This window comes from Acinetobacter sp. CIP 101934, from assembly GCF_000369585.1.
Lineage (GTDB): Bacteria > Pseudomonadota > Gammaproteobacteria > Pseudomonadales > Moraxellaceae > Acinetobacter > Acinetobacter schindleri.
On record NZ_KB850094.1, the window covers coordinates 1671263 to 1697620 of the forward strand.

At 43.4% G+C, this 26358-nt stretch carries 22 protein-coding genes; 5 read left to right on the forward strand and 17 right to left on the reverse strand.

The features are described 5' to 3' along the window. Nucleotides 1-20 precede the first annotated feature (20 nt). From F899_RS08310 to F899_RS08325, 4 genes are all read right to left on the reverse strand, one after another. Nucleotides 21-1625 carry an ABC transporter ATP-binding protein gene (locus tag F899_RS08310; RefSeq protein ID WP_034434005.1) on the reverse strand — a complete coding sequence of 535 codons (1605 nt, stop codon included), beginning with the start codon at nucleotides 1623-1625 and terminating at the stop codon, nucleotides 21-23. Nucleotides 1626-1730: 105 nt separating this feature from the next. Further along, a complete protein-coding gene (locus tag F899_RS08315) occupies nucleotides 1731-2822 on the reverse strand; it encodes a BMP family ABC transporter substrate-binding protein (RefSeq protein WP_005222073.1) in 1092 nt (363 codons plus the stop codon). Nucleotides 2823-3161: 339 nt separating this feature from the next. Beyond that, nucleotides 3162-3635 carry a nucleoside deaminase gene (locus tag F899_RS08320; RefSeq protein WP_034434008.1) on the reverse strand — a complete coding sequence of 158 codons (474 nt, stop codon included), beginning with the start codon at nucleotides 3633-3635 and terminating at the stop codon, nucleotides 3162-3164. A 117-nt stretch (nucleotides 3636-3752) separates the two neighbouring features. Further along, the gene (locus F899_RS08325) at nucleotides 3753-4808 is read right to left on the reverse strand and encodes an aromatic ring-hydroxylating oxygenase subunit alpha (protein WP_005222075.1); all 1056 of its coding nucleotides are present in this window, start codon (nucleotides 4806-4808) and stop codon (nucleotides 3753-3755) included. Between the two features lie 269 nt (nucleotides 4809-5077). Between F899_RS08325 and F899_RS08330 the strand changes: the two genes are divergently transcribed. Together F899_RS08330 and F899_RS08335 are read left to right on the forward strand one after the other, a co-directional pair. Next, nucleotides 5078-6007 (forward strand): LysR family transcriptional regulator, encoded by a 930-nt coding sequence (locus tag F899_RS08330; protein ID WP_034434237.1) that lies wholly within the window; start codon nucleotides 5078-5080, stop codon nucleotides 6005-6007. Nucleotides 6008-6199: 192 nt separating this feature from the next. Then, nucleotides 6200-7252, forward strand: a complete 1053-nt coding sequence (locus tag F899_RS08335) for an aromatic ring-hydroxylating oxygenase subunit alpha (protein WP_005222077.1) — start codon at nucleotides 6200-6202, stop codon at nucleotides 7250-7252. A 112-nt stretch (nucleotides 7253-7364) separates the two neighbouring features. Here the strand turns inward: F899_RS08335 and F899_RS08340 are convergent, their stop codons facing one another. The 3 genes from F899_RS08340 to F899_RS15655 all read right to left on the reverse strand — a co-directional run bounded on the left by F899_RS08340 (nucleotide 7365) and on the right by F899_RS15655 (nucleotide 9391). After that, a complete protein-coding gene (locus F899_RS08340) occupies nucleotides 7365-8282 on the reverse strand; it encodes a LysR family transcriptional regulator (protein WP_004894786.1) in 918 nt (305 codons plus the stop codon). A 367-nt stretch (nucleotides 8283-8649) separates the two neighbouring features. Then, complete coding sequence (locus tag F899_RS08345; RefSeq protein ID WP_228127797.1) at nucleotides 8650-9102, reverse strand: CocE/NonD family hydrolase; 453 nt, start codon at nucleotides 9100-9102, stop codon at nucleotides 8650-8652. A gap of 148 nt (nucleotides 9103-9250) precedes the next feature. Beyond that, a complete protein-coding gene (locus F899_RS15655) occupies nucleotides 9251-9391 on the reverse strand; it encodes a hypothetical protein (RefSeq protein WP_005222082.1) in 141 nt (46 codons plus the stop codon). Nucleotides 9392-9767: 376 nt separating this feature from the next. On the opposite strand from F899_RS15655, the gene otsB reads away from it, so the two are divergent. Both otsB and F899_RS08355 read left to right on the forward strand, forming a co-directional pair. Then, the gene (gene otsB / locus F899_RS08350) at nucleotides 9768-10655 is read left to right on the forward strand and encodes a trehalose-phosphatase (protein ID WP_005222084.1); all 888 of its coding nucleotides are present in this window, start codon (nucleotides 9768-9770) and stop codon (nucleotides 10653-10655) included. Beyond that, nucleotides 10622-12052, forward strand: a complete 1431-nt coding sequence (locus tag F899_RS08355) for a trehalose-6-phosphate synthase (protein ID WP_005222087.1) — start codon at nucleotides 10622-10624, stop codon at nucleotides 12050-12052. The genes otsB and F899_RS08355 overlap by 34 nt, the downstream gene beginning before the upstream one ends. A gap of 31 nt (nucleotides 12053-12083) precedes the next feature. Here the strand turns inward: F899_RS08355 and F899_RS08360 are convergent, their stop codons facing one another. From F899_RS08360 to betI, 10 genes are all read right to left on the reverse strand, one after another. Continuing rightward, nucleotides 12084-13316 carry an MFS transporter gene (locus tag F899_RS08360; RefSeq protein WP_034434010.1) on the reverse strand — a complete coding sequence of 411 codons (1233 nt, stop codon included), beginning with the start codon at nucleotides 13314-13316 and terminating at the stop codon, nucleotides 12084-12086. Between the two features lie 210 nt (nucleotides 13317-13526). Further along, nucleotides 13527-14249 (reverse strand): glycosyltransferase family 2 protein, encoded by a 723-nt coding sequence (locus F899_RS08365; protein WP_004894797.1) that lies wholly within the window; start codon nucleotides 14247-14249, stop codon nucleotides 13527-13529. Continuing rightward, on the reverse strand, nucleotides 14246-14854 hold the full coding sequence (locus tag F899_RS08370; protein WP_005222089.1) for a class I SAM-dependent DNA methyltransferase: 609 nt from the start codon (nucleotides 14852-14854) through the stop codon (nucleotides 14246-14248). Before F899_RS08370 ends, F899_RS08365 begins: the two co-directional genes overlap by 4 nt. Then, the gene (locus tag F899_RS08375) at nucleotides 14835-15629 is read right to left on the reverse strand and encodes a PIG-L deacetylase family protein (protein ID WP_005222090.1); all 795 of its coding nucleotides are present in this window, start codon (nucleotides 15627-15629) and stop codon (nucleotides 14835-14837) included. The genes F899_RS08370 and F899_RS08375 overlap by 20 nt, the downstream gene beginning before the upstream one ends. Next, entirely contained in the window at nucleotides 15617-16615 is a 999-nt protein-coding gene (locus F899_RS08380; protein WP_005222091.1) for an acyl-CoA dehydrogenase family protein, read from the reverse strand. The genes F899_RS08375 and F899_RS08380 overlap by 13 nt, the downstream gene beginning before the upstream one ends. A gap of 242 nt (nucleotides 16616-16857) precedes the next feature. Then, complete coding sequence (locus tag F899_RS08385) at nucleotides 16858-19059, reverse strand: OsmC domain/YcaO domain-containing protein (protein ID WP_005222092.1); 2202 nt, start codon at nucleotides 19057-19059, stop codon at nucleotides 16858-16860. A gap of 334 nt (nucleotides 19060-19393) precedes the next feature. Beyond that, on the reverse strand, nucleotides 19394-20164 hold the full coding sequence (locus tag F899_RS08390; RefSeq protein WP_005222093.1) for a TorF family putative porin: 771 nt from the start codon (nucleotides 20162-20164) through the stop codon (nucleotides 19394-19396). Nucleotides 20165-20293: 129 nt separating this feature from the next. Next, a complete protein-coding gene (betA, locus tag F899_RS08395) occupies nucleotides 20294-21949 on the reverse strand; it encodes a choline dehydrogenase (RefSeq protein ID WP_005222094.1) in 1656 nt (551 codons plus the stop codon). Nucleotides 21950-21960: 11 nt separating this feature from the next. Continuing rightward, complete coding sequence (betB, locus tag F899_RS08400; protein WP_005222095.1) at nucleotides 21961-23436, reverse strand: betaine-aldehyde dehydrogenase; 1476 nt, start codon at nucleotides 23434-23436, stop codon at nucleotides 21961-21963. Further along, nucleotides 23433-24038, reverse strand: a complete 606-nt coding sequence (gene betI / locus F899_RS08405) for a transcriptional regulator BetI (protein WP_005222098.1) — start codon at nucleotides 24036-24038, stop codon at nucleotides 23433-23435. Before betI ends, betB begins: the two co-directional genes overlap by 4 nt. Before the next feature lie 270 nt (nucleotides 24039-24308). Here betI and F899_RS08410 point away from each other — a divergent pair, with 270 nt between their 5' ends. Further along, nucleotides 24309-26345 carry a choline transporter gene (locus F899_RS08410; RefSeq protein WP_005222100.1) on the forward strand — a complete coding sequence of 679 codons (2037 nt, stop codon included), beginning with the start codon at nucleotides 24309-24311 and terminating at the stop codon, nucleotides 26343-26345. Nucleotides 26346-26358: the final 13 nt, after the last annotated feature.

The window sequence follows — 26358 nt, forward strand, 5'->3', positions numbered from 1 at the left end:
TTTGTTGTTCTAATAAAGTCTTAAGCATGAGCGTGTTGCTCCTCTGCCGTGGCCGAGGTCGCTTCATGGCGTTGAATGCCAGACATGAGTAAGCCAATACTTTCTGCATTGGTTTGCTGGGTTGGAACTGGATTCGACAGCTCGCCATTGGCGAGTACACAAATGCGATCGCTCATCTCAAACAGTTCTTCGAGTTCTTCGGAAATCACCAGAATACCGACCCCTTGACGTGACAGATCGATCAGCGTCTGACGGATAAACATGGAAGCACCTACATCTACGCCCCATGTGGGCTGAGCCACGATCAGGAATTTTGGATTCTGCAGAATTTCACGGCCGACAATAAATTTTTGCAAATTCCCACCCGATAAAGAACGGGCTTCTGCGTTCGCACCACTGGCCTTAACCCCAAATTTTTTGATAATTTTTTCAGCAAAAGTCTGGATATCTGAGAATTTAATTAAGCCCCAACGGGTGAATTTCTGACGATAGGCGGTCAATAGCACATTTTGAGCCAATGTCATATTGGGGACGGCACCACGACCTAAACGTTCTTCCGGTACAAACCCAAGTCCCACATTACGCCGCTGGCCAGCAGTTAATGCAGTAATCTCCTGTTGTTCCAGATCAAGCCTGCCGGTTTTGGTCAGCGCTTCGCCGGACAATAAAGACAGCAGTTCGGCCTGTCCATTTCCGGAAATACCGGCAATACCGACAATTTCACCTGCCTGAACGCTAAGATTGATATTTTGTAAGGACACACCAAAAGGATCATCAGACTGATAGCCAAGATTTTCAACCTGAAAACAGGTTTCTGGTATGCCCTGATATTCTGCGCGTATATAAGTGGGTAAATCACGGCCAATCATCAGGCGGGCCAAATCACTGGTCGATTTTTCTCGTGGATCGACGTTTCCGGTGACTTGTCCATTACGCAAAATCGTGGCTTCATCACAGAGTTCTTTAATTTCATGCAGTTTATGACTGATATATAAAATAGAAACTCCCTGAGATGCCAGCATACGCAGAGTTTTAAATAACTGCCGTACCGCTTGGGGTGTCAAAACTGAAGTCGGCTCATCCAGGATAATCAGCGCTGGATGTTGTAACAGGCAACGAATAATTTCTACACGCTGCCGCTCACCTACCGATAAGGAATGAACTTCCCTTCGCGGATCGACAGGTAAACCATACTGTTCAGAAACGGCAATAATTTTCTTGCTCAGGTTCGGTAAATCTACTTTTTCATCCAGTCCCAATAAAATATTTTCAGCAACAGTCAGGGTCTCAAACAGGGAAAAATGCTGATAGACCATGCCGATCCCGAGTTTTCTCGCCATTGATGGACTGTCTATTCGGACTTCTTTACCATTCCACAGAATTTGTCCCTGATTGGCTTTGACTGCACCATAAATAATTTTCATCAGGGTGCTTTTCCCAGCACCATTTTCCCCCAAAATGGCGTGGATCTGTCCAGGGTATACAGTCAAATGAATCTGGTCATTTGCCTTGAGTGAGTTGTAGCTTTTGCAGATATTGACCAGCTCCAGTCGCGGAATATCCTTGCCTGAACCTGTATTCATCTTGGGCATAGGTGTAGACAGATCATGTGTTGGATTCATCATAAGTGCCCTGATTTATGCGGCTGGTTGATTCATCTGCTTTTTGCTAAAGGCCAGATGAATCATGAGCCTGTGTTTAGAATGATGTGATGGCTGTTATTTTGTTTTTTATTTCGGAAGTGAACCTTCTACACCTTTTACGTAGTAGTTCATTTTGCTCAGGGTGGCATCATCCAGTGTTTTACCTTTAGCAATGACCATTGAACCATCCTGTTTATAGAGCGGGCCAGTAAATGGGTGCAAGGTACCTTTCAGGATCGCATCTCGAACAGCAAGTGCTTTCTTTTTCTCACCCGCAGTTACCATTGGTCCGAAGCTTTCAATATCGACTGCTTTCTGTTTTACCCCATACCACAGTGCACTTGGCTTCCATGTTTTATTGCTGACCTGAGTCATCACTGGGGTGTAGATTTTTTCCCAATGGAGTACCGAAGCCGCCAGATGGGCTTTAGAACCGAATTTGCTCATATCCGAGTCCCAGCCAAATGCATAGACCCCTTTCTGTTCAGCCGCCTGAACGACTGCCGGAGAATCAGTATTTTGCATTAACACATCGGCACCTTGAGCAATCAATGCCAATGCAGCATCTCGTTCCTTGCCCGGGTTAAACCATGAATTGACCCAGATCACTTTGGTTTTCACTTTTGGATTCACGCTTTGCGCACCCAAAGTATAAGCATTGATGTTGCGCACCACTTCAGGAATCGGGAATGATGCCACGACACCTAAAACATTGTTTTTGGTTTTCTGCCCAGCAACCACACCGAGCATATAGGCACCCTCATAGGTACGAACGTCATATACCCCCAGGTTCTTGCCCTGCTTATAACCAGTGGCATGCATAAATACCGTATTCGGGAACTGCTTGGAGACTTTCTCCATGGCATTCATATAGCCAAATGAGGTGGCAAAAACGACTTTATTGCCCTGCTGCGCCAGGTTACGGATAACACGCTCTGCATCGGCAGTTTCTGGAACATTTTCGATATAGGAGGTTTTATATTTGCCGCCCAGCGCTTTTTCAGCCTTGATCCGGCCCTGATCATGTGAATAGGTCCAGCCATGGTCACTGGTTGGGCCAATATATACAAATGCTGCTTTATCCTGTGCATGAGTCATTGATGCCGCCACCAGGCCACCCGCACATAGTATCCCCATCAGTGTTTTGAATCCGGTTTTAAAGATCTTTTTTTCTTTCATTCTCTTCCGCTCTTTTTGTACTTGTGCCCCATGCACACTAATCAATAACTTTACTCAGATGAGTAAAATCGGTTCTTTTTATAATTAGCAATAACTATTCCAACTTGATTAAAAAATGATTTATTTAATTTATTTCTTTTAAAATAAAAGTAATATTTTATTATTTTAATATTTATTAATAAATAATTTTTTTAATATTAAATAAAATGAATTAAATAAGTGCGCTTGATATAAGTAAATGCTATTAAAATGGGCATTTATATTTAAAATAATTTCTGTAAAAATAAAAAATCCCATTCTTAAAATGGGATTTTCTTCTAAAAAGGCTTATCTGCTTTGTCAGAATTGCTTTTGTAAACTGACCGTTTCAGCTTCAATCTCAGGTACTGGTCCAATCAAGTCAATGTCCTTTTGTCCATGGCTAAAGATATAGTGTGAGCTGACACTCATCGTTGGGTTTTCCTGATGATTACCGGTACATTCAAGTAAATATTTTTCCAAAATACCATAAACTACACGGCCTATATTAGCCCAATAGATGGTTCCAGCACACATACAGCAAGGTTCTACTGCCGTATAAAGCGTACATTGCCATAAATAATCTGCTAGATAATTGGTGGCAGCAATACGGGCTAATGTCGATTCTGCATGATTGACCGTATCAATATTACATTGGGTGAGCAGCACCGTTTCATGATCTGGCGCCACCAGTACTGCTCCAAAGGGATGATGTCCCAACTGGGTAGCACGCCGTCCCACATCATTAGAAAGTCTTAAAAAATTTAATATCTGCTGATGATTTGGACGGCTTATTTATACTAGAATAAATTTTAAATGATTGAATATTTAAATAGATTCTTTGCATTTTAAGAAAGTATAATTTATTTAAATATAGCCCCTGCTTGTTAAATAAAAATATACTGGTTTATTTTAAACAATATAACGTTTACTTAATCCCCATTCTGCCAATATACGTCGATAAGTTGTTGATGAGCGATCTGCTTCAAAATGTGCTTCCATGGAAATATCCAGTGGCAGCTCTTCCGGTTTTTGACTTTCTACCAGTTCCTGGTCTTCAGCAAAGATCTGTGCATTAAAATCATAAACTGCCTGTAAATCGCCAGTGGTATCAAAATTTCGGGTTAATGGTACAAACAGTCTGGTTTGGTTGTGTGACACCGGGCAGCAGGCATTCAGGATTTTAAGAATGCCTTCATTTGGAAAATGCACAGTTAATATCGCAGAAAATGGTGGATAGACATCAAACACGCGTTTCCATAAAAATCCTTCAGGTGCCAGATGCTGCATGCCATGAGGATAATTGCTGACATTACTGACATATTCAGTATGCAGACCATATGGCGTACGTTCGGTATTGTATTTCGGCACCACCGGATTATCACGATCGGCAAAAGCATTGTGATGTACCCAGGCAAAATGCGCGACATCAATAAAGCCTTCTAACTGACGACCACTCGAACCAGCAATATCCACAAATGGCGGTAAAATAGATTGATGTTCTGCGGTATCCCAGGTATCTAGTACCGGGAAATTGGCAGCACTTTCATTCCGGCTAAACAGGCTGGTCCAGATCAGACCGTATTTTTCTACGACTGGAAATTTTGTGAGCGAGAAACGGTCTGAGATTTTAGTCAACTCGGGTTGCGCTGGGATCTTGATACATTTTCCCTGTTCGTTGTATTGCAGACCATGATAGGGACAGACAATATTTTCCCCAGAAACCCAGCCCTTGCTCAATGGTACACCACGATGCGGACAGATATCGCGTACCAGATGAATGACGCCGCTTTCAGTTTTATAAATTGCCAGTTTGACATCCAGCAAAGTCACTTGCTGTGGCTTTTCGTTCACGTCCTGAATACGTGCAACCGGATACCAATGATGCGCCAGAATCTCCCAATCCTGATCATCAAACTGGCTGTAGCATGGCTTGCTAAATACATTGATCATTGGAATAGCGTTCATATCAAACCTTTTTTCTGCAAAATCCTGAATGTTTTTAATCCCCCTGAAACGCTGTTTGTGTTGGCTAGCGTTCCGGTTATTTACAATTGAAACTACTCGTTTTTTTACTTTTTCGTCTATTAGAATGTTTCGTATAAATCATTCTAAAAATTAGAACAGTACCTTGTAATACTTGATTGGCTTGGACCTTAGCTTCCTGCTTTGGCATAAAACTCGCATAAAGCTTTTATTGAATTTTAAGTACAGGTGAAACAGGCTTGAGTAAATTGATAAATACCCCGTTTTCACGCTTTTCTGATTACTTTATTGCAGTGGCGAAAAGTGGCAGTTTACGTAAGGCTGCAGATCAGTTGTTTATTTCGGTATCTGCGGTTCACAGGCAGATCGCCCTGGCTGAAGAAGAGCTAGGTATTGATCTGTTTGAACGTTTGCCAAACGGACTGAAGTTAACTTTAGCGGGTGAAATGCTATATGCCGATATTCTAAAATGGCAAAAGGAGTTTCAGCAGACCTGTATCCGCTTTGATGAAATTCAGGGACTCAAACGTGGCAGTATCGAATTTGGATTAATTTCTGCCTTGAGCGAAGGCTTTGTAATGCAGTCACTACAGCATATGTATGCGCAGTATCCTTGGATCAATTTCAATATACGGGTGGCAGACAGTGAAGTGATTGCCCGAAAAATTATCGATACCGAACTGGATTTCGGGCTGATTCTTAATCCCAAAGCCCATCATCAGCTGGAAGTACTGCATTTTCTGGAATTACCTTTGGGCTTTGTCATGTCCAAACAGCATCCCCTTGCTGAGGCTGAACGAATCTATTTTTCAGATACCTTGGATGACAATCATTTTATTGCAGCAGAGCCGCTAATCATTCATGACTATGTACAGGCCATGTACAAACATCACAAATTCATTCCGGCACGTAAAACGGAATCTAATGATATCCGCCTGATGAACAGCATGATCAAGGCCAATACCGGTATTGGCATCTTGAGTTATCTGGATGTCTTCCCGGAACTGCAACGCGATGAACTGATCTTTAAACTGATTACGGAAAAAGGTGTACGTCCTTTGACCATTGCCCTTTGCGTGGCGCCAAAACGTCAGATTTCACGAGCCTCCCAGCTAATGATCAAGCATATTATTGAACAGATGGAACAGCTAAAAAGTCAGATTTCTCAGCAAGCAGCCTAATAAATGATTTGTGAGGTCTACCTTTTCCGTAAAGACGCGTTAATTCTCAAAATATGCTCACATATAAAAGAGAATGATCTTCAAATGCTAAAGAGTATTCTAATTTTCTTAATACCTCATACGGATTTCTCTAATTTCGGTGAATAGCCTGTTGATCTATATTCAATCGAATAACACCGATTTGAGGCAATCATGAATAGTAAAACCATCCTCACGCATCAGCCTGACTTACCTGTTCATATGACATTTTCAGAACATGACTGGCACCTGTTAGCGCAATACTGGTATCCGGTAGCCTTGGCACGCGAGGTCTCTGAACAGCCAATCGGGACCATGTTGCTGGATATGCCCTTGGTAATTTATAAAATGGAGGATGAAATTATTGTGGCGCGAGATACCTGTCCACATCGAGGGGTTGCTTTAAGTCTGGGAAAAAATGATGGACAAGGTGTGGTTTGTCCTTATCACGGTCTACGCTTTGGATCAGGTGGAAAATGTAATCGTATCCCGGCCCATCCGCAGCAAAAAATCTCTGAGCGTTTCAATCTAAAAACCTATGCTGCAGTAGAAAAATATGGTCTGATCTGGTGCTCACTGCTGGCAGATAAACAGGCTGAAGCAAATATTCCGCAAATGCCTTACTGGGATGAAGCAGATTACCAGCAACTGGTTTGCCCGAAAGTTGATATTCAGTGTTTTGCCGGTCGGCAGCTAGAAGGTTTTATTGATGTCGCACACTTTGCATGGGTACATCCAGATACTTTTGGCGATCCGGATAATTCAGAAGTACCCGATTATCAAACCTATGAAACCGATGATGGTTTTGCTGCTGACTATATCAGTACCGTTGGACGCTATCCGATCGGGCTGGATCAGCGCGGTGCAAAAGACTTTAAATGGCTACGCCATTTTGAGATCAGTGTACCCTTTACCGCGACCTTGACCATTCATTTTCCCAATGATGCCAAACAGGTCATTATGAATGCAGCTTCGCCTATGACAGCACGTACTACGCGGCTGTTTGCACCCATCTGCCGGAATTATGACAAAGACCTGCCAGTTGAAGATGCCTATGACTTTAACCTGAAAATTTTTGAAGAAGACCGGTTAATCGTCGAAAACCAGGAACCTGAATATCTGCCTTTGGACTTGTCTTTAGAAGCACATTTCCCGGCAGATCGCAGTTCCAGCATGTACCGGAAATTGCTGCGTAAGCATGGATTCAGTCCTTTATTTGCGGCTTGAGTTGAAATGGAAGGCTCTGGTCTTGGCTGGATTATTTTCAAGCTTTCAGTTTGAACAGTGGATCAGAGTCTTTCTTGAATAACACATACTTTCAAAGAAATGGTAACAAGCGTTAATCATAATATGCCTCTCTTTTCTTGGAGAACCGTTCTAGCTGCTTCAGGAATCCTTCAAAATAATCTTTCTGTTTTTCTTCAGTGCGATAGCCTGCAAATAAAGTACGACGTAACCCTTCAGGTGCGACGCAATCCAGACGGCGTGAGCTTACCCAGCCTTTCTGCTCATATTCATTCACCACCCAGTCCGGTAGTGCTGCAATGCCGCGTCCACTTGCCACCAGCTGAATCAACATCTGGGTTAAATCAGTCGTCCGGATCTGCTTTGGTAAAATATTTGCGGGAATAAACAGGCGTGACATGATGTCCAGGCGATGTTTATCCACCGGGTAAGTCACCAGTGTTTCTTCTGCCAGTTGCTGTACGCTAATCTCTTTGGCACGTACCAATGGATGAGTATTAGAAAGTACCAAACGTGACTCATATTCAAAAATCGGAAAATACTCTATCCCTTTTAATGCGATCGGATCGGCGGTAATCAGTAAGTCAAACTCACCAGTTTGTAACAGCTCATGCGGATTGGCTTCAAAACCTGAGGCAAAGTCTAAATCTACATCTGGATATTGGATGCGATACTGATTGAGTAAAGGCATCAGCCAGTCAAAGCAGCTATGACATTCAGAGGAGAAAATAATACGTCCCGTCTGTCCATGGACAATACGAGTAATATCACTTTGGGCAATCTGTACCTGAGGCAATATTTCATCTGCCAGTTTAAGTAATCGCTGTCCAACATTGGAAAAGCTCACAGGCCGACTACGGCGATTTACGACTTCTACGCCAAACCATTGATCAATTTCACGCAATTGATGAGATAAGGCTGAAGGTGTAAGACACAAATCTCCTGCAGCGGCGACCAATGAACCATGTTCTCGTAAAGCAACTAAAGTTTTTAAATGACGAAGTTCTAACATGTCTTCCTGCAGAATTTTCATAAAGCATTTTCAATATGCTGATCATAAAGCATAAAATTTTTATCTGTTAGTTTTTTTCAGTTTTAAATAATAATAATGATATTTATTCAATTTGTATTTATAGCTACTAACATTCCCAAGAGATAATCCGACTTATATTTTAAAAGCTAATTTTGAAAACAAGAATGATTTGATGGTGAGGCTTTGCCTTCAGCAAATTCTGAATTTTATCCAGCCTTAGAGTAATACCATTCACCGGATCATTTTGAATCGCATCAACTGGTAATGCACCAAGCAAGCCAACCAGACTCATCCATAATGGGATAAAATTGGTATTAAGCTGCCCGCCATTGAATAAAATATCACGCTAACCATCACCAATTGGTACCATTGGAAATGCGGCTTTTACGGCTGGATGCTGAGTAGACGCCCCTAGCAGGCTGGTAATACCTAGATAAGAAACACTATAGAGACCAATATTACCATTTGACCATGACTGTTTGCCGGCCCAGTCAATAATTTCAAAACTGTCCTGCTGTTCAATGCCATCAAATGCCTGCCATCCCCCTTCTGAAGAACCGGTACCACGTACATCGGCAACTACTGTGGCATAAGCACGGCGTACAAATTCAGGATTCGGGCCGCCTGCCATATCCGCAATCTGGCCTGCAAAGCCTGTATTGTAGGCTGTCTGGATTAAAATCACTGGATGAGGTTTAGTAAAATCAGGTTGTTTATTCTGATCAGCTGGCAAGGTAACACGAATTGCGATTTTGGTACCATCACGCATTTTAATCCACTGTACAGGCAAAGTGACCATATTGGGATAATCATAATCGCGAGTGTAATTGCTCCATTTTGCATCTGCATTTTTGAGTAATGGGGGTTAAACTTGACTTTCGAACTGTCGTGTTCCTAATTTAGTATTTTTTAATGTAATGGCAGGTTGTGTCATGCCTGTAGAGTCATTAAAAGATTGTGGTTCTAGGTAACTTAAATCTGAAGTGACTTGCTGGGGGTGTGAGAGTTTTATTGACCACACCCACGGTCACTGCAACCACAGTGACCGTCGCTGCCATGGCAGCATAAAATTTATTGAGCAGCTTCATTGCTTATATCCTAATTATTATAATGATGCATTCCTCGATCAATGAGTCATGCATTTTTATCTATGTTCATAGTTTTTATTAAGTTTGATTTAACGAAATGATCTCCTTCTCTCTGTTTTTCTTTTTAGGTCACTTCTTAACACCGCATTTACAAACTGACAATGCCCCTTTTCTATTATTAAAATTCTTATACAAAACTATGCTTATTCATATCTTGATAGATTTTTGAAATTTATGATTGAGAGAGAATTTTATACAAATGTGATTTTCAAGACATTTTTACAAGATATTGCAACGTTACAGTAGATAGGTGAAATGTATTATTCATTATAGGAATAAGCAGATCACAGATCTTGACATGTTATAAAAATAATCAATGCATCAAGAGACTGTAATTTATTACACCCTAACAATGAAAACTACAAATGCTGTTCTAGATTCTATTTATACCGAGATAGCGAAAAAGCTGGATTGGAGAGCTAAATATAATTCCTTACCCTGTATTTTATTTTTAGACATTGACGGTACACTTTCAGAATTTCATCCAGATCCTGAACAGAGTTTTATCCCCTCTTCCACCCTAAATAATATTGCACAAATCCAGCAATTTTTACCTTTATATCTGGTTACCGGACGTTCTATCGAGCAAGCACAACGACTGATTCAGCCTTATCGCTGGAATATTATCGGATCACATGGCATAGAGCTGCTACAGCAAGATGGTATAGGTCAAAAACTTGTTTATATCAATCACAAAGAACTCGAACAACTCAAATCTAGTGTGCTTGAGCAGCAGCATAAATGGCAGCCGATTCGGGTAGAACACAAAACCCATTCAGTTGCTCTGCATTTCCGTGAACATCCTGAATATGCAGATCAGGCAAAAGCCATTATTGATAATTATCTTAAACAATTTTCAAGTTTTGAATTAAAAAGCGGCAAATGTGTCTATGAACTGGTTCCCCACGGTTGCAATAAAGGTGCGGCAATCCAGCATATTTTAGAGGATCTTGAAGCTGAGCAGTTTTACCCCATTTTCATTGGGGACGATTTAACGGATGAAGCTGGTTTTCACATCATTAATGACTATGGAGGTATGTCAATCAAAGTTGGCCCAGGAGAAAGCGCAGCCAAAGCTCGTTTAGACGACGTGGCAGATGTCGGTTTTTTCTTACATGAATTTTTAACATCACTAAAAGCGTTAAAACAAGAAATGAAAGGAGAAAAAACGTGTCCCGACTCATTGTATTATCCAACCGTGTAACATTACCGAACCCGAATGCCACTCAGGCAGGTGGTCTTGCGGTTGCTCTGGAAGATGCCCTAAATGGTATAGGTGGCATTTGGATGGGATGGAATGGCAAAAAGACGGCATATAGGCAGAATTCCTTTGACGTCCTGAAAGATCAGCAGATTGAATATCATACCTGTAGTTTCTCTGAAGCTGAATATCAGGGTTTTTACTGCGGTTTTGCGAATGGTGCACTATGGCCGCTAATGCATGACCAGAATCAATATATTGATTACTCAGATCAGGATTACCGGATCTATCAGGATGTCAATTTTAAGTTTGCCCGCCAGTTGCAGAAAATTATTGAACCGGGTGACATGATCTGGGTGCATGACTATCATTTCTTAAGTGTTGCACATTACTGCCGTCAGTTGGGCATGCGCAATCGTATCGGTTTCTTCCTGCATATTCCATTTCCAGAGACACAAAAATGGCAAGATCTAGACTGCAGCCAGCATCTTGCAGCGCATCTGGCACAGTATGATCTGCTTGGCATGCAAACGCAGCAGGATCAGAGAAACTGTTATGATTTCCTGAAAACTACCTTGTCTCTAACTGCACATACCAACAATATTCTGCGTAATGGACAGCGTCAGGTAGAAGTAAAAGCTTATCCGATCAGTGTGCATCCTACTGCAATCCAGCGTCGTGCGGGACAACTCACTCATATTGAACTGCCATTTGATTTCAGTTCATCACCTGATGTTAAACATATCATTTCAGTAGACCGAATTGACTATAGTAAGGGCTTATTACAGAAGGTGGATGCGCTGCGTCAATGTTTCCAGGAAACTCCTGAAATGTTGTCAAAGATACGCCAGTTTCAGATTGCCTGTCCTTGCAGACTGGAAGTTCCGACCTATGCCAATCTGTATCGGGATTTAAAACTAGGTGTCGATCAGCTAAATCAGGATTTCCCTCATACAGATCAACCGGTCTTTGACTGTCATTATGATGCTTTAGGCCATCATGCCTTGATGAGTTTATATCGCAAGTCAGAAATCTGCTGGGTCAATTCGGTACGTGATGGCATGAATCTGGTAGCGAAGGAATATATTGCTGCTCAAGATCCAGAAAATCCGGGCATTTTGATTCTGTCCAAATATGCGGGCGCTGCTGAGCAAATGCGTGAAGCTTTACTGGTCGATCCTCATGATAACAACAGCATGATCAAAGCCTTAAAGCTGGCAGTGAAAATGCCGAAGTCTGAACGTATTGCACGTTATCAGGCGCTATTTCAAGGCCTGATGGACTATGACATTGTGCATTGGCGTGATTGTTTCTTAAAAGATCTTAAACATGTAAGTAGCCAGTATATTTACCAGCCACTTAGCAAGTCACCCTCTCACGATCTTTATTTACAGCATTAAATGGCTTTGATTTAAACAAAAAACACCAGCTTTATGCTGGTGTTTGTGTTTTTTCTGCTTCTGCTGCAGTTGCTGGAGCAGAAGTCAGCTGGTTCAGTACAGTAATGCTGATCAGGCCAACTGCAATGATAAAAAATACCTGGCTTAGACCCATGATCTCGCTTCCGAAGCCCACCAATGCTGGCCCAAGCAAAGAACCGGTATAAGCAAATACAGAAACATAAGATAAAGCAATATGTTTGGGTAATTCAGTTTGACGTCCTGCACGTGAGAACATCAGCGGAACGATATTTGCGCTACCCAGACCCAGGATCGCATAACCAATCAAAGCCACATACCACACTGGTGCAAATACCACAGTCAGAAGACCCAAACCTGCCAAAGTGGCACTGTACAGAATCGTGTTCTTTTCACCAAAGAAGCGAATAATCAGATGGCCACTTAAACGTCCTGCAACCATTAAAGCAGCAAAGCAACTGTAAGCTAGACCAGCTTGAGATGCTTGAACTTTAAATTGAGTATTCAGGTAAATTCCACTCCAGTCCATCGCTGCGCCTTCAGACAGAAAAGCGATAAAACAGATCAATCCCATGCAAAGAATTGCAAATGTTGGACGTGGTTTATGGGCAGCTTTCTGGGTAGTATCTTCAGATTCTGTTGCTTCAGCTGCAGCTTCTGCTTTTAGACAGAATGGCACAGCAAATACCATGATCAGTAAAATGCTCATACTGATCACCAGTACACTTAAAGGCAGTGCAAGACCAAATGCCAGCATACTGGTCATACCTAACACACCTGCCAAACCACCCAGGCTACATACGCCGTGGAACAGTGACATCATGCTTTTACGTTGCTGACTTTCCAGTTTAATTGCCTGAAGGTTAACCGATACGCCGAGTGCGCCAGCGCTAGCACCGAAGCAAAATAAAGCGGCTGCCAATAGCAATTTAGTCGGGCTAAATGCCAATGCAGGCAGAATTAAAACAAATGCGGCCAATACTGTAGCGATAACAGAACGACAGCCGTAACGATGTGCCATACGACCTGCCAATGGCATGGCGATCATTGAACCTACGCCCGCGGCAAGCAATAACACACCGAAATCTGAATGACTTAAATTCAGGCGCTGCTGCACCAGTGGAATCAACGGTGCCCAGGCAGCAGTACTAAAACCCAGAGCGAAAAAACATAGTGCAGTGGCAATACGTTGCCAATGACTACGTGGAAGCGCACGAAGAGAAGCAGGTAATAACGGAGCGTACATAGTAAGAACCAGTAAAAATTTCGGTGCGGTATCCCAAACCGTTGATCCATAGAAAAACCCCATGAACTTATACTTGAAATGTATTAGTTCACAGGGCTTAATTTGGATGAATTATAAGCAGTTTTATTTTAAATGGAATAGGTTCTAATCAAAAAAATCGGCCAAATTGTTAAGCCTATGATTCATTGAAAAATATAGTTTCAAAAACTTTCAAATAATTTTTCTCAGGCATTTTGTATTGGATTTGTTATCCTGATTTTGTCGTTCAATGCTCCATAAAAATTGTGAAAATCCTTCACGGACACGTGAAATCAGGCGACTGCTGGTCACCACTCTCAACTGGTTAGACCAGGTAATATGCATTCCCATTTTTTCTGCGCGTTTAACCAGATCTACATCTTCATGACATGGCATAGGTTTGAAGCCGCCAAGAACCTTATAACTCGATGCTTTAAAACAAAGGTTGGCCCCATGAATATGCCGATGCCCCATATGATCCTGATAATGGTGCAGATATTTTTTTTGGGTAGCTAAACTTAAGTGATCCCATTGCGCAATTTCAACGACTCCGCAAATCACATGTGTAGGCTGATGCAGCAGCATGGTCTTAAACCAGTCTGGATGTACTCTGGAATCTGCATCCGTACAGCAAATCCAGTCATAGCCTTGTTGGATCAAATGCTGTATACCGAGATCACGGGTTTTTCCTACACAACGATAATTACAACTTATAGCTAAAACATTATAAGTGTTTAACTTTTCTGCTGTAGCATCAGTACAGCTATCCATCACGACTAGAATTTGAATTTGTATGCCATGACTTTGAGACATGTCTTGATAAAATTTTTGGCGTGCCCGTTCCAGTGCCTGTAGACAATGTTCGATTTCTTCTTCTTCGTTACAGGCCGGAATGACAACACCAATTTTTTTCATAATAATCCTTCTTGTACGGCTATCGAATTTACGTCATGTGTCCAGACATCCAGAAAAAAATCGGCATCCTGTAACTGTGTGTGGTGATAATAATGCAATCGCTGTTTTAAAATCTGATGAACCTGTTCTCCATTCAGACTGAAGCCTTCAATCGCATGTCTCCAGTGGCAAGCCACAATACAGCCTTGTGGACTGAGATGCGTATTCATCCATTCAATCAGTTGCAGCAGAATATTTTCTTCAAGGTAATATAGCATTTCGCTGGCAACAATCAGATCAAATTGCTGTGTTGGCAAATCCAGTGGCACAATCCCCTGCACCACTTTGACATGATCATGGATCAGGCGCTGATTCGCTAGCTGTATGGCGGTCGAATTGGCATCCATACACAGTAAAGCTTCGCATCGTTCAGCCAGCTCGGCGCTCAGTACCCCATTACTACAGCCAATTTCAATACCATTTTTAAATTTCGGATAAGGCAGTACAGCTAAAGTCATATCGCGTTTTCGCTTCTCATACCAGCGCTGTTCATACTGCCAGGGATCGCCATTATTTATGCGATAGAGCTCGGCGAAGTAGTCATGATTATAGATGGCCTTCGTCATCAATATAGACCTCCCATGGCTGTAAAAGACGTGCTAATGCGCTGCCCGATACGATAGGAGCTTTACCTGTACTAGAGTCCGGTTCAAGCTGGCTTTTAAAACATTGCATGGCTTGTATTTTACGCGCTAACTGCTTTGGGTTGAGTTCAAGTCTAAGGGCTTTATGCCAGGGAATACGACTATCTCCAGGACGGGCCCAATGCCAGGTCCAGATCAGCACCTGTAAACATTTTAAAGAATGCGTTGCTGCAAGCTGTTTGCTTACCTGACCTGTAATCTCATGATCAGGATGGCCATCATGTTCAAAAGTGGTTACCAGAATATCATTTGCTTGCAAATACGGTTTTAAAGCAGCTGCCAACTGGTCACGTTGTTGCGCTACCTCACCATCCTGGATATTCAGCGCAATACGCTGTATCGATTGTTGCAGATCGAGAACGCCTAAAGCATTTATTGTTTCCTGAGGTCGGATATGATCCAGCTGCTCTGGTGTATATAGTATCGAGTCGGGATGACTGGCTGTGCCATTGGTGACTGCAAAAAGAATAATCTCATAACCCGCTGCATCCAGCTGCTGAATCAGTCCACCACAGCCAAGAATTTCATCATCCGGATGTGGAGCAACAATACAAATGCGACTATTTAGGGGAAATATTTTACTCAGTTCAAGCGCTTTTAAATGATGGAGCTGCTGACTCTGCTGCCATTCTTCTAGCGCTGTTCCTTCACCCTGAATAATACGGTCTTCAACGATTGGATGTTTTAAAGTGCCCATGTCTGTTCATCCTCCATCGTCAGTTGACCAATACACTGCAAATCAAATGCAGCATGGCTTTGCCGGACAAATACGGGCAAATCTGCTACACAGCGGGCAAAATCCGCCTGCTGGCAATATGGTGCCGCACCCAAGGCTTTACCACAAAGTTCCAGTACTGCCAGTGCAGTGTCTTCGACCTGGGCACGTAAAGCTCGAATTATCAATTCATGGTTATATCTAGGGTCGGCATCAATCAATTTTGCAGTTTCATGAAATAGTGCCCGAGTTGCATACAGCTTGCTGCTGACCTCACCCAGATACATTTCTCTAAATGGATTAGTTTTATGATGCATGGCATGTTTTAAATAACCGGCCAGTTTGAGCGTTGCACCAAACCAGCAGGCAGCGACGCCAGCCGCACCATGCCAAAATCCATGACGATCCAGATAATAGTTTGGCTTGCTAATGGTTTTGACCTTGACCTGATTGAAGCTGACCTCAGCCGTGCGTGTATATTGCATCCCCACGGCATGCCAGGCACTGGTATTGATCTGAATCCCATCCTGGGTCATATCTACCAGTAACAGTTGCGAGTGTTCTTCTTCATCCCGATAGGTCAATAAAGCCTGCTGCACCTGACCGGCGGCTGAACACCATGGTTTAATTCCGGAAAGCAGATCATCTTCCAGCTGTAAAGGTTTAGGACCACCCTCTGCTGCCCAGATAGCAGTCAATCCGACAATCTGCTCAGGACCAGCATGCAGTTCATGCAGTATCGCCAGTACATCCAGATGCGATTCATATAGTTTGGCCAGACTCAAGTCTATGGCAGCAACCTGACTCAGGATCTGCCAGCGTTTTAAGGTCTGTCCTTCACCCGGGTATGGCACCTCCAGACTGTGTGGAATCAGCTGATGTAAAGCGTGATCAATCCGCTGCTCGGGATCAGTCGAAGAAGAATTAAATTCTACTTTTAATTGTTCGATCAGCTGTTTGAGGTACATTCATCTTCCTCATTAAATATCATTAAGATTCTTTTATCGGTTTCTTAAATATGAATAGCAAAGTGAGTAATTTAACTATTCATTATGTAAATGACTGTTTATGAATTAATTTATGCCCAGTATTGGCGCAAAATACTGTAGCTTTTTGTCAGGAATTTGTCTGATTTGTAAATCTTAAATATTTAAAGCAATAAAAAAAACCGCCTATCTGGAGGCGGTTTTTTGATGCAGCTATCTATGGATTATTGCTGAGCCACAAACTTGGCACGCGCAGCATGCAGCTTTTTATAGCTGTCAATCAGGCGTAAATGACGATCCAGACCTTCAAGCTTCATACTGGTTTCAGCCAGGCCATAGAAACGGACTGTGCCTTCAACTGAACCCATCACCGCATCCATACGTTCATCACCAAACATACGGCGGAAGTTGTGTTCATAATCTTCAAGTTCCATGTCATCAGCAAGCAGTACTTCAAGTACCACATTCATGCATTGATAGAACAAGCCACGTTCAACGGTATTGGTATTGAACTGCAGGAACTGCTCAACCAGATCTTTGGCTTCTTCAAATTGCTGTAAAGCCACATAAATCAGCAGTTTCAGTTCAAGAATAGTGAGTTGGCCCCATTCAGTATTTTCATCGAACTCGATACCGATCAAGGTTTTGATCTCGGTATAGTCATCCTCATCTGCTTCTTCCAGACGCTCAACCAGTGCTTCTAGTTGTTCATCATCCAGTCGATGCAGATTCAGGATATCTTCACGGTAGAGCAAGGCCTTGTTGGTATTGTCCCAAACCAGATCTTCCACCAGATAAATTTCCGAATAGCCCGGTACCAGAATACGGCAAGCGGTTGCACCTAGATGCTGATACACCGCCATATAAACTTCATGGCCCATGTCTTCCAGAATCGTGAATAATTCCTGAGCTTCATCCACATTCGAATTTTGACCGTTATTGGTAAAATCCCACTCGACAAAATCATAATCTGATTTCGCGCTGAAGAAACGCCAAGACACCATACCGCTTGAGTCGATGAAATGCTCAACAAAGTTATTCGGTTCAGTTACTGCATTGCTGCTAAAGGTTGGCTTTGGCAGATCATTCAGACCTTCAAAACTACGGCCTTGTAACAATTCAGTCAGACTGCGCTCTAATGCCACTTCAAAGTTAGGATGGGCACCAAATGAGGCAAATACACCGCCGGTACGTGGGTTCATCAGGGTGACACACATCACCGGGAACTGACCGCCTAGTGAGGCGTCTTTAACCAGCACCGGGAAACCTTGCTCTTCTAAGCCTTTAATGCCTTCGACAATTTTTGGATATTTTGCCAGAACCTGTTCAGGCACATCTGGAAGTGCGAGTTCACCTTCCAGAATTTCACGTTTTACCGCACGCTCAAAAATTTCAGACAGACATTGCACTTGTGCTTCCGCCAAGGTATTGCCGGCGCTCATACCATTACTGAGGTACAAGTTTTCGATCAGATTCGACGGGAAATAAACCGTTTCACCATCAGACTGACGTACAAATGGCAATGAACAGATGCCACGTGCAGTATTACCGGAGTTGGTGTCATACAGATGGGTACCCAATAACTCATCTTCAGGATCATAAATTTCACGGGTATGTTCATCTAAAACTTCTGCAGGCAGTTCGCCATTTGGACCCGGCTGAAACCATTTTTCATCTGGATAATGCACAAATTCTGCATTGGCAATATCTTCACCCCAGAACTGATCATTATAGAAGAAGTTGCAGTTCAGACGTTCAATAAATTCACCCAAGGCAGATGCCAGCGCACTTTCTTTGGTTGAACCTTTACCATTGGTAAAACACATTGGCGACTGCGCATCACGGATATGTAGCGACCACACATTCGGCACGATATTACGCCAAGAGGCAATTTCAATCTTCATGCCAAGGCCTGCCAGAATGGCAGACATATTGGCAATGGTTTCTTCCAGCGGAAGGTCTTTACCTGGAATAAACGTACTGTTTTCAGAAGCAAGACTTGGCATTAACAAGGCTTGAGCATCCGCATCAATACTTTCCACTTCTTCAATGACAAATTCAGGACCGGTTTGAATTACTTTCTTGACGGTACAACGGTCTATCGAACGTAAAATTCCTTGGCGATCTTTTTCAGAAATATCAGCCGGCAGTTCAACCTGGATTTTAAAAATCTGTTTATAGCGGTTTTCAGGATCAACAATATTGTTTTGCGAAAGGCGGATATTATCGGTTGGAATGTCACGTGCTGCGCAATAGACTTTGACAAAATAAGCCGCACAAAGTGCCGACGACGCCAGAAAATAATCGAATGGGCCAGGTGCCGAACCATCGCCTTTATAGCGGATCGGCTGATCGGCAATCACCGTGAAGTCATCGAACTTGGCTTCCTGGCGTAGATTATCGAGATAATTGACCTTAATTTCCATGTGGATACCTAAATATTCTTATGTGCCGTCACAGACAGATAAGATGCTGAATCTGAATATACAAGCCGGTTCACGGAGGAGAACTTGAATGAAAAATAGAAAATGGTCAGGTTATGCCATTTGACGAAGTGTCTGGATAACGCTGCCGAGAATGGCCGCTATTATAGAATTATTTTATGAAATTGATAATATTTGTCTGAAATTCTGGCAGATTAAACTAGGCCCTCAGTCTTTCCTGAGCTACAGGAGCATGAATCTACTTCAAGTCATGAATTATATGATCAATCAAGGTTGCGGATGAGGCAGATTTTCACCTGCCTAGTCTGAGATAATCTTAGAAATCATAACTTAGGGCAAATACTGCAAGATTACGCTGCTTGTCAGCATAGCGGTCATAACCGCCAAAGATATATTCACCCGACACACTCAACTGCGGTAAAAGCGCATAACTGAGTCCGGCAGAAGCATAACGAAAGGCAAACTGCTTTTCGGTATCGCCCAGTTCACCGCCCTCATATTTGCCTTCATCGTTAAAATAGCTCCCTGCTGCCGTAACGCTGGCATTCAGGCGATCATTCAACTGGTGGCTCAGGTTAAGTGTATAAAAAGTATCGCCCTGATTGGCATAAGCCACATCATACAGATAGGTCGATATGCTGGCCCCGATACTGGTCTGATCATTCAACGCACGACTTACATTTAAACCCAGCTCATTTCCGGTAGTATGCTTGCCGCCCGGATAATAATAGGTTGCGTTCCATAAATCCCAGTCATAATTTTCGCTGCTATGGGTATAACCCACTAGAAAGTCATGCTCGAATTTGTCTGAACGATGTCCCGGACGCCCCTGCACTTCTGCATAAGAGTATCCAAGCGTAGATCCCCAATATCCAACATAAAAATTGCCATAAGCCAGATTCAATGCAGCCTGTACAGCAACGTCATCATTTTCAGGTACATTGGTCAAACCGCGGGAGATATATTTGGATACCACACTCAAGTTTCCACTTGCTTCTATTTGTTTTACTTCCGCATCATCGGCATAACAGTAAAAACTTGAAACAGCAGCACAGCCAAACAGCACTGTTTGATTGAATATTTTCATAAAATATAAATTGTATTAAGCAAAGCCGGAGATAAAACGACAGCAGTCGAGGTTTTATCTCCGTTTTTGGGAAAAAATTGAAATTCGTTTTACTCCTGCTTTGCCAGATGACAGGAATAAAACTATGATTTAAGCGCGAAGCGCCTTGTAAAAAGGTGCCGATGAAGGCGCAAGAGCAGGTTTGCCACGAATATGGTCTGCCAGTTTTTCAGCGATCATAATCGTAGTTGCATTGAGATTGCCGGTAATGATCAAAGGCATAATGGAGGCGTCAATCACACGCAGCCCCTGCATTTCATGTACGCGTCCATAACCATCGACAACCGCCATGTCATCCTCACCCATTTTACAGCTACACGATGGATGATACGCGGTTTCTGCATGATTACGAACAAATTCATCAATTTCAGCATCTGTTTGTAGATGTTTTCCTGGACTGATTTCTTCACCACGATAGGGATCTAATGCCGGCTGATGCATGATTTCCCGGGTAATGCGGATGGCATCGCGGAATTCACGCCAGTCCTGCTCGGTACTCATATAGTTGAACAGAATACTTGGATGCTCAAACGGGTCTTTGGATTTCAGACGGACACGGCCACGCGACGGCGAACGCATTGAACCAACATGAGCTTGAAAACCATGCTCATGAATGGCATTGGTGCCATTGTAGTTAATCGCAATCGGTAAAAAGTGATACTGAATATTCGGCCATTCAAATTCATCTGAAGAGCGGATAAAACCACCTGCTTCAAACTGATTGCTCGCGCCAATGCCCTTACCCAAAAATAACCATTCTGCCCCAATCATCGGCTGGTTATACCATTTCAAAGCCGGATATAAGCTCACCGGTTTTTTGCACTGATATTGCAAGTACATTTCCAGATGGTCTTGCAGGTTTTCACCCACTCCCGGTAAATCCTGAACTACAGGAATATCCAGACTTTTTAACAGTTCAGCCGAACCCACACCAGAACGTTGCAGGATTTGCGGTGATGCAATTGCACCAGCACAAAGTAGCACTTCACGATCGGCAAACACCTGAATCGGCTGCAAGGTATTTTGCCCCTCAAAATATTCCACACCAATCGCCTGATTACGATTAAACAGAATACGGTTGGTCATAGCGTGGGTAATAATCGTGAGATTATCCCGACCTTTGGCCATATCGAGATAACCACGTGCTGTACTGGAACGACGGCCTTGCGGTGTCACAGTTCGATCCATCGGACCGAAGCCTTCCTGTTGGTAACCGTTCAGATCATCGGTACGTGGATAACCGGCCTGTACACCCGCTTCGATCATGGCATGAAACAGTTCATTATTGCCCTGTTTAGGCGTTGCCACCGAAACCGGTCCAGAATCGCCATGATAATCATTGCCACCAATATCACGGCTTTCCGCTTTTTTATAATATGGCAGACATTCGGCATAGCTCCAGTGTTCAAGCCCCTTCAGGCTGGCCCACTGTTCCAGATCCATGGCATTACCGCGAATGTAGCACATGCCGTTAATTAACGAAGAACCACCCAAGCCTTTACCACGACCGCATTCCATCCGACGGTTATTCATATGTGGTTCGGGGTCGGTCAGGTAGGCCCAGTTATAGCGTCGTCCCTGTAATGGATAAGCCAAAGCGGCTGGCATCTGGGTTCTAAAATCCAGCCGATGATCCGGACCACCCGCTTCCAGCAACAAGACTTTGATCTCTGGATCTTCCGTTAAACGCGCTGCCAATACATTACCCGCAGAACCTGCACCAATAATAATATAGTCGTAATTCATTCATCCTCCCCTTATGCGTTAAACACGGATTGGAAAGGACTCAATTCCACCTGAACTGATTTGGTCTGGGTATATTGCTGTAGTGTGACAATACCGTTTTCGCGACCGACACCCGAATGTTTATAGCCACCCACTGGCATTTCTGCTGGAGATTCACCCCAGGTATTGATCCAGCAAATACCGGCTTCGATTTGATGAATAATACGATGCGCACGTGCCAGATTTAGTGTCACGACACCAGCGGCCAGACCATATTCTGTGGCATTGGCGCGACAAATAGCCTCTTCTTCTGAGTCATAACTCAAAATACTCATGACTGGACCAAAGATTTCTTCACGGACAATCGTCATGTCGTCACGGCAATCGGTAAATACCGTGGGTAGCACATAAGCGCCTTGGGCAAATTGCTCATCTTCGGCACGGCCACCACCACAAAGTAAACGAGCGCCTTCTTTTTTGCCCTGTTCGATATAATCCAGCACTTTTTCCATATGAGAGAAGCTGGACACTGGACCAAAATTGGTGTCAGGATCAAGTGGATCCCCCATACGGATATAAGGAATGCGCTGCAAAATCTTGTTTTCAAATTCTGCTTTCAAGGCCAAAGGGATAAATACCCGGGTTCCATTGGTGCAAACCTGACCGGAACTGTAGAAGTTGGCCATCATGGCTATATCTGCTGCCAGATCCAGATCGGCATCTTCGCAGATAATCAGCGGGGATTTTCCACCGAGTTCCATGGTGACTTCTTTCAGACTGGAATTCGCAGCTTGGGCCATGACTTTTTTGCCGGTGGCAACACCACCAGTAAATGAAACTTTAGCTATGTCCGGATGTGAGGTCAGATAAGCACCAATTTCACCGCCACCTGTCACCACATTAAAGACACCATGCGGAACACCGGCTTCGGTATAAATTTCTGCCAGTTTTAACGCAGTTAAAGGTGTTACTTCACTGGCTTTAAAGATCATGGCATTGCCTGCTGCCAGTGCAGGAGCCGATTTCCATAAGGCAATTTGAATCGGGTAATTCCATGCACCAATTCCGGCCACCACACCCAGAGGTTCACGACGGGTATAAATAAATGATGTTTCTCGTAGTGGAATTTGCTGGCCTTCGAGTGCTGGCAAAATACCCGCATAATATTCGAGCACATCAGCGCCCGTTGCAATATCGACAGTTGAGGTTTCACTAAAAGCCTTACCACTGTCGAGAGTTTCTAAACGTGCCAGCTCGTCATTGCGTTCACGAAGAATAGCGACAGCCTTGTTTAAGATACGGGAACGTTGAATCGCCGTCATTTCTGCCCAGACTTTCTGGCCTTGCTGAGCGGATTTTACCGCACGGTCGATATCGTCTTTGCTGCAAATCTGGACTTCTGCCAGAACTTCGCCGGTCGCCGGATTAATTGTTTCAAATGTGCTGTTGGATGTAGCATCGACAAATTGTCCGTGGATATAAGGACGTTGCAGATTAAAGTGTGTCAATGGGATTCCCTCGCAGTTGAGTCATTCTTGAGTTGCTGTCGGATATAGTCACTACAAAGTTCTATCGGCATTTCAGGGTCAAGTTCTTCATTGATCAGTGCACCCCTTAACCAGAAGCCATCAATCAGCGCAGCCAGTCCTTGAGCGGCTTTTTCAGCTTGTGCCTTAGGCAGCACTTTCATGAATTCATGCTTGATATTGGAATGCAGGCGGTAATGGTTGACCTGCTGTAAACGGTGTAAATCAGGTTGATGCAGACTGCTGGCCCAAAATGCCAGCCAGACTTTCATGGCCGCTTTATCTGTTTGTGGGGCAGCAAAGTTGCCTCGCACAATGGCCAGTAAACGTTGTTCAGGTGTGCTATCCACTTGGGACTGCATTTCTGCAACAGACTTACCTAACTGCTGCAATAAATAACGCATCGTTGCTTCAATGAGCCCATTTTTACCGCCAAAATAATGACTTATGATGCCGGTTGATACTCCGGCGCGCTGAGCAATCTGACTGATTGAGCTTTCGGCAAAACCCAATTCATTCACGGCAGCTAAGGTGGCATCGATTAATTGCTGGCGACGGATCGGCTGCATACCAACTTTTGGCATAGGACTAACCTGAATAACGGATGTAACAATAAAAAATCACTCTGCTAAAGCAAATAGCTGAATGATGTAACAATTCATAAACGCTTTTTTAATTGAACGTTCAATTAATAAAAATTATAGTACCAGCTCACCCTTGATGTACAGCGCAGTTTGTTTTGGATTTGCAAAAGTTTGTAATTCACAAAAATAAGGCAGCTTTACCGCAGGCTCTTGCTTTCAAATCACACTGCACTGTAGATCATCCGGCAACAAAACGATGGTCATGGATTTATGCAAAAGAAAAACGAAGAGGTGCAAGATAGTCTGAATAAAGTGGTCTTTTATTTTTCGGCAACGCTTATTCTGCTGTTTTCTATCATCACCATTTTATTTAATGAACAGGCCAATCAGGTTATTACCAATATTTTAAACTGGGTCAGTGCGACCTTTAGCTGGTACTACCTGTTGGCGGCAACACTGTATCTGGTCTTTATCCTGTTTATCGCCTGCTCACGTTATGGCGAGATTAAATTGGGTCCTAAACATTCCAAACCGGAATTCAGCCTGCTGAGTTGGTCGGCGATGCTATTTTCTGCCGGAATCGGGATTGACCTGATGTTTTTCTCGGTGGCAGAACCGCTTTCCCATTATATGCATCCACCGGTGGGCGAAGGTGAAACCTTTGAAGCTGCACGTCAGTCCATGGTCTGGACCCTATTTCACTATGGTTTAACCGGCTGGAGTATGTACGCGCTCATTGGGGTCGCACTGGGCTATTTCAGTTATCGTTATAACTTGCCACTGACCATCCGTTCGGCACTCTATCCCATCTTCGGTAAAAAAATTAATGGTCCAATTGGACATACAGTAGATACTGCTGCGGTACTCGGGACGATTTTTGGTATTGCCACCACCTGCGGTATTGGCGTCGTACAATTAAATTATGGTCTGCATGTGCTGTTTGGTTTACCGGAAAATCTCTGGGTCCAGACCGCTTTAATTCTGGTGGCCGTGATTATTACTATTTTTTCTGTCGCTGCGGGGGTCAACAAAGGTATTCGCATTCTTTCAGAGATCAATATTTACGTATCGATCGGATTACTGCTGTTCATTCTATTTGTCGGCAATACCGAGTTTTTACTGGGTGCCTTGATCCAGAACTTTGGCGACTACATCAGCCAGTTTCCTCAACTGTCTTTGACCAGTTTTCCTTTTGAGCAGCCGAAAGAATGGATGAATAGCTGGACCTTGTTCTTCTGGGCCTGGTGGATCGCCTGGTCACCTTTTGTGGGGCTGTTCTTGGCACGGATTTCACGTGGTCGTACCATTCGTGAATTTGTCACTGGGACTTTGGTTATTCCATTGTTATTTACCCTGACCTGGTTATCTATTTTTGGTAACAGCGCTTTATATAGCGTCATTTTTGACGGTAATACTCAGCTTGCAGCGACCGTTCTCGATAACCCGGCCCACGGTTTTTATGATCTGTTAGCGCAATATCCCGGCTTTATGTTTACCGCAGGCGTGGCCACGATTACCGGTTTATTGTTCTATGTGACCTCGGCAGATTCTGGAGCATTGGTATTAGGCAATTTCACCACTAAATTTAGCAATATCGAGCATGACTCTCCACGCTGGCTCAGTATTTTCTGGGCGATTGCGATTGGCTTGTTGACCTTGGCGATGCTGATGGCCAATGGCGTGACAGCATTACAGAACACCACGATTATTATGGGCCTGCCCTTTAGTTTCGTGATTTTCTTTGTGATGGCTGGCTTATATAAATCTTTGCGACTTGAAGATTTTCGTCAAGCCAGCACCAGCCTAAATGCAGCGCCTGTTGTCGGCAATGTCGATATTTTCAACTGGAAGAAACGTCTGAGTCGGGTCATGTTGCACCCCAGCTTGAGCCAAACCCGAAACATGCTGGATGACGTGTGTAAACCGGCAATTCAGGCTGTGGCCAGCGAGCTAATCAGCAAAGGGATACACGTTGATGTACAGGAAAAACCGGTTGATCATGAACCTGAACTTTATCATCTGGATTTAGTCATTCAGCTGGATGAAGAAGAAAACTTTGTCTATGCCATTTGGCCAGTACGTTATGACACGCCAAACTTCAGTGCCCGCGGGAAACGCACCAAACGTTATTACTACCGTCTGGAAAGTTACCTGTTTGAAGGTTCTCAGGGCAATGATCTGGTGGGTTATAGCAAAGAACAGGTGATCAATGACATTCTGGATAAATATGAACGTCATATGATGTATCTGCATATCAACCGGATTAGCCCGGGTAAACGCCCACTATTTCCGGATCGCGAATCTTAGGATAAGACCCATT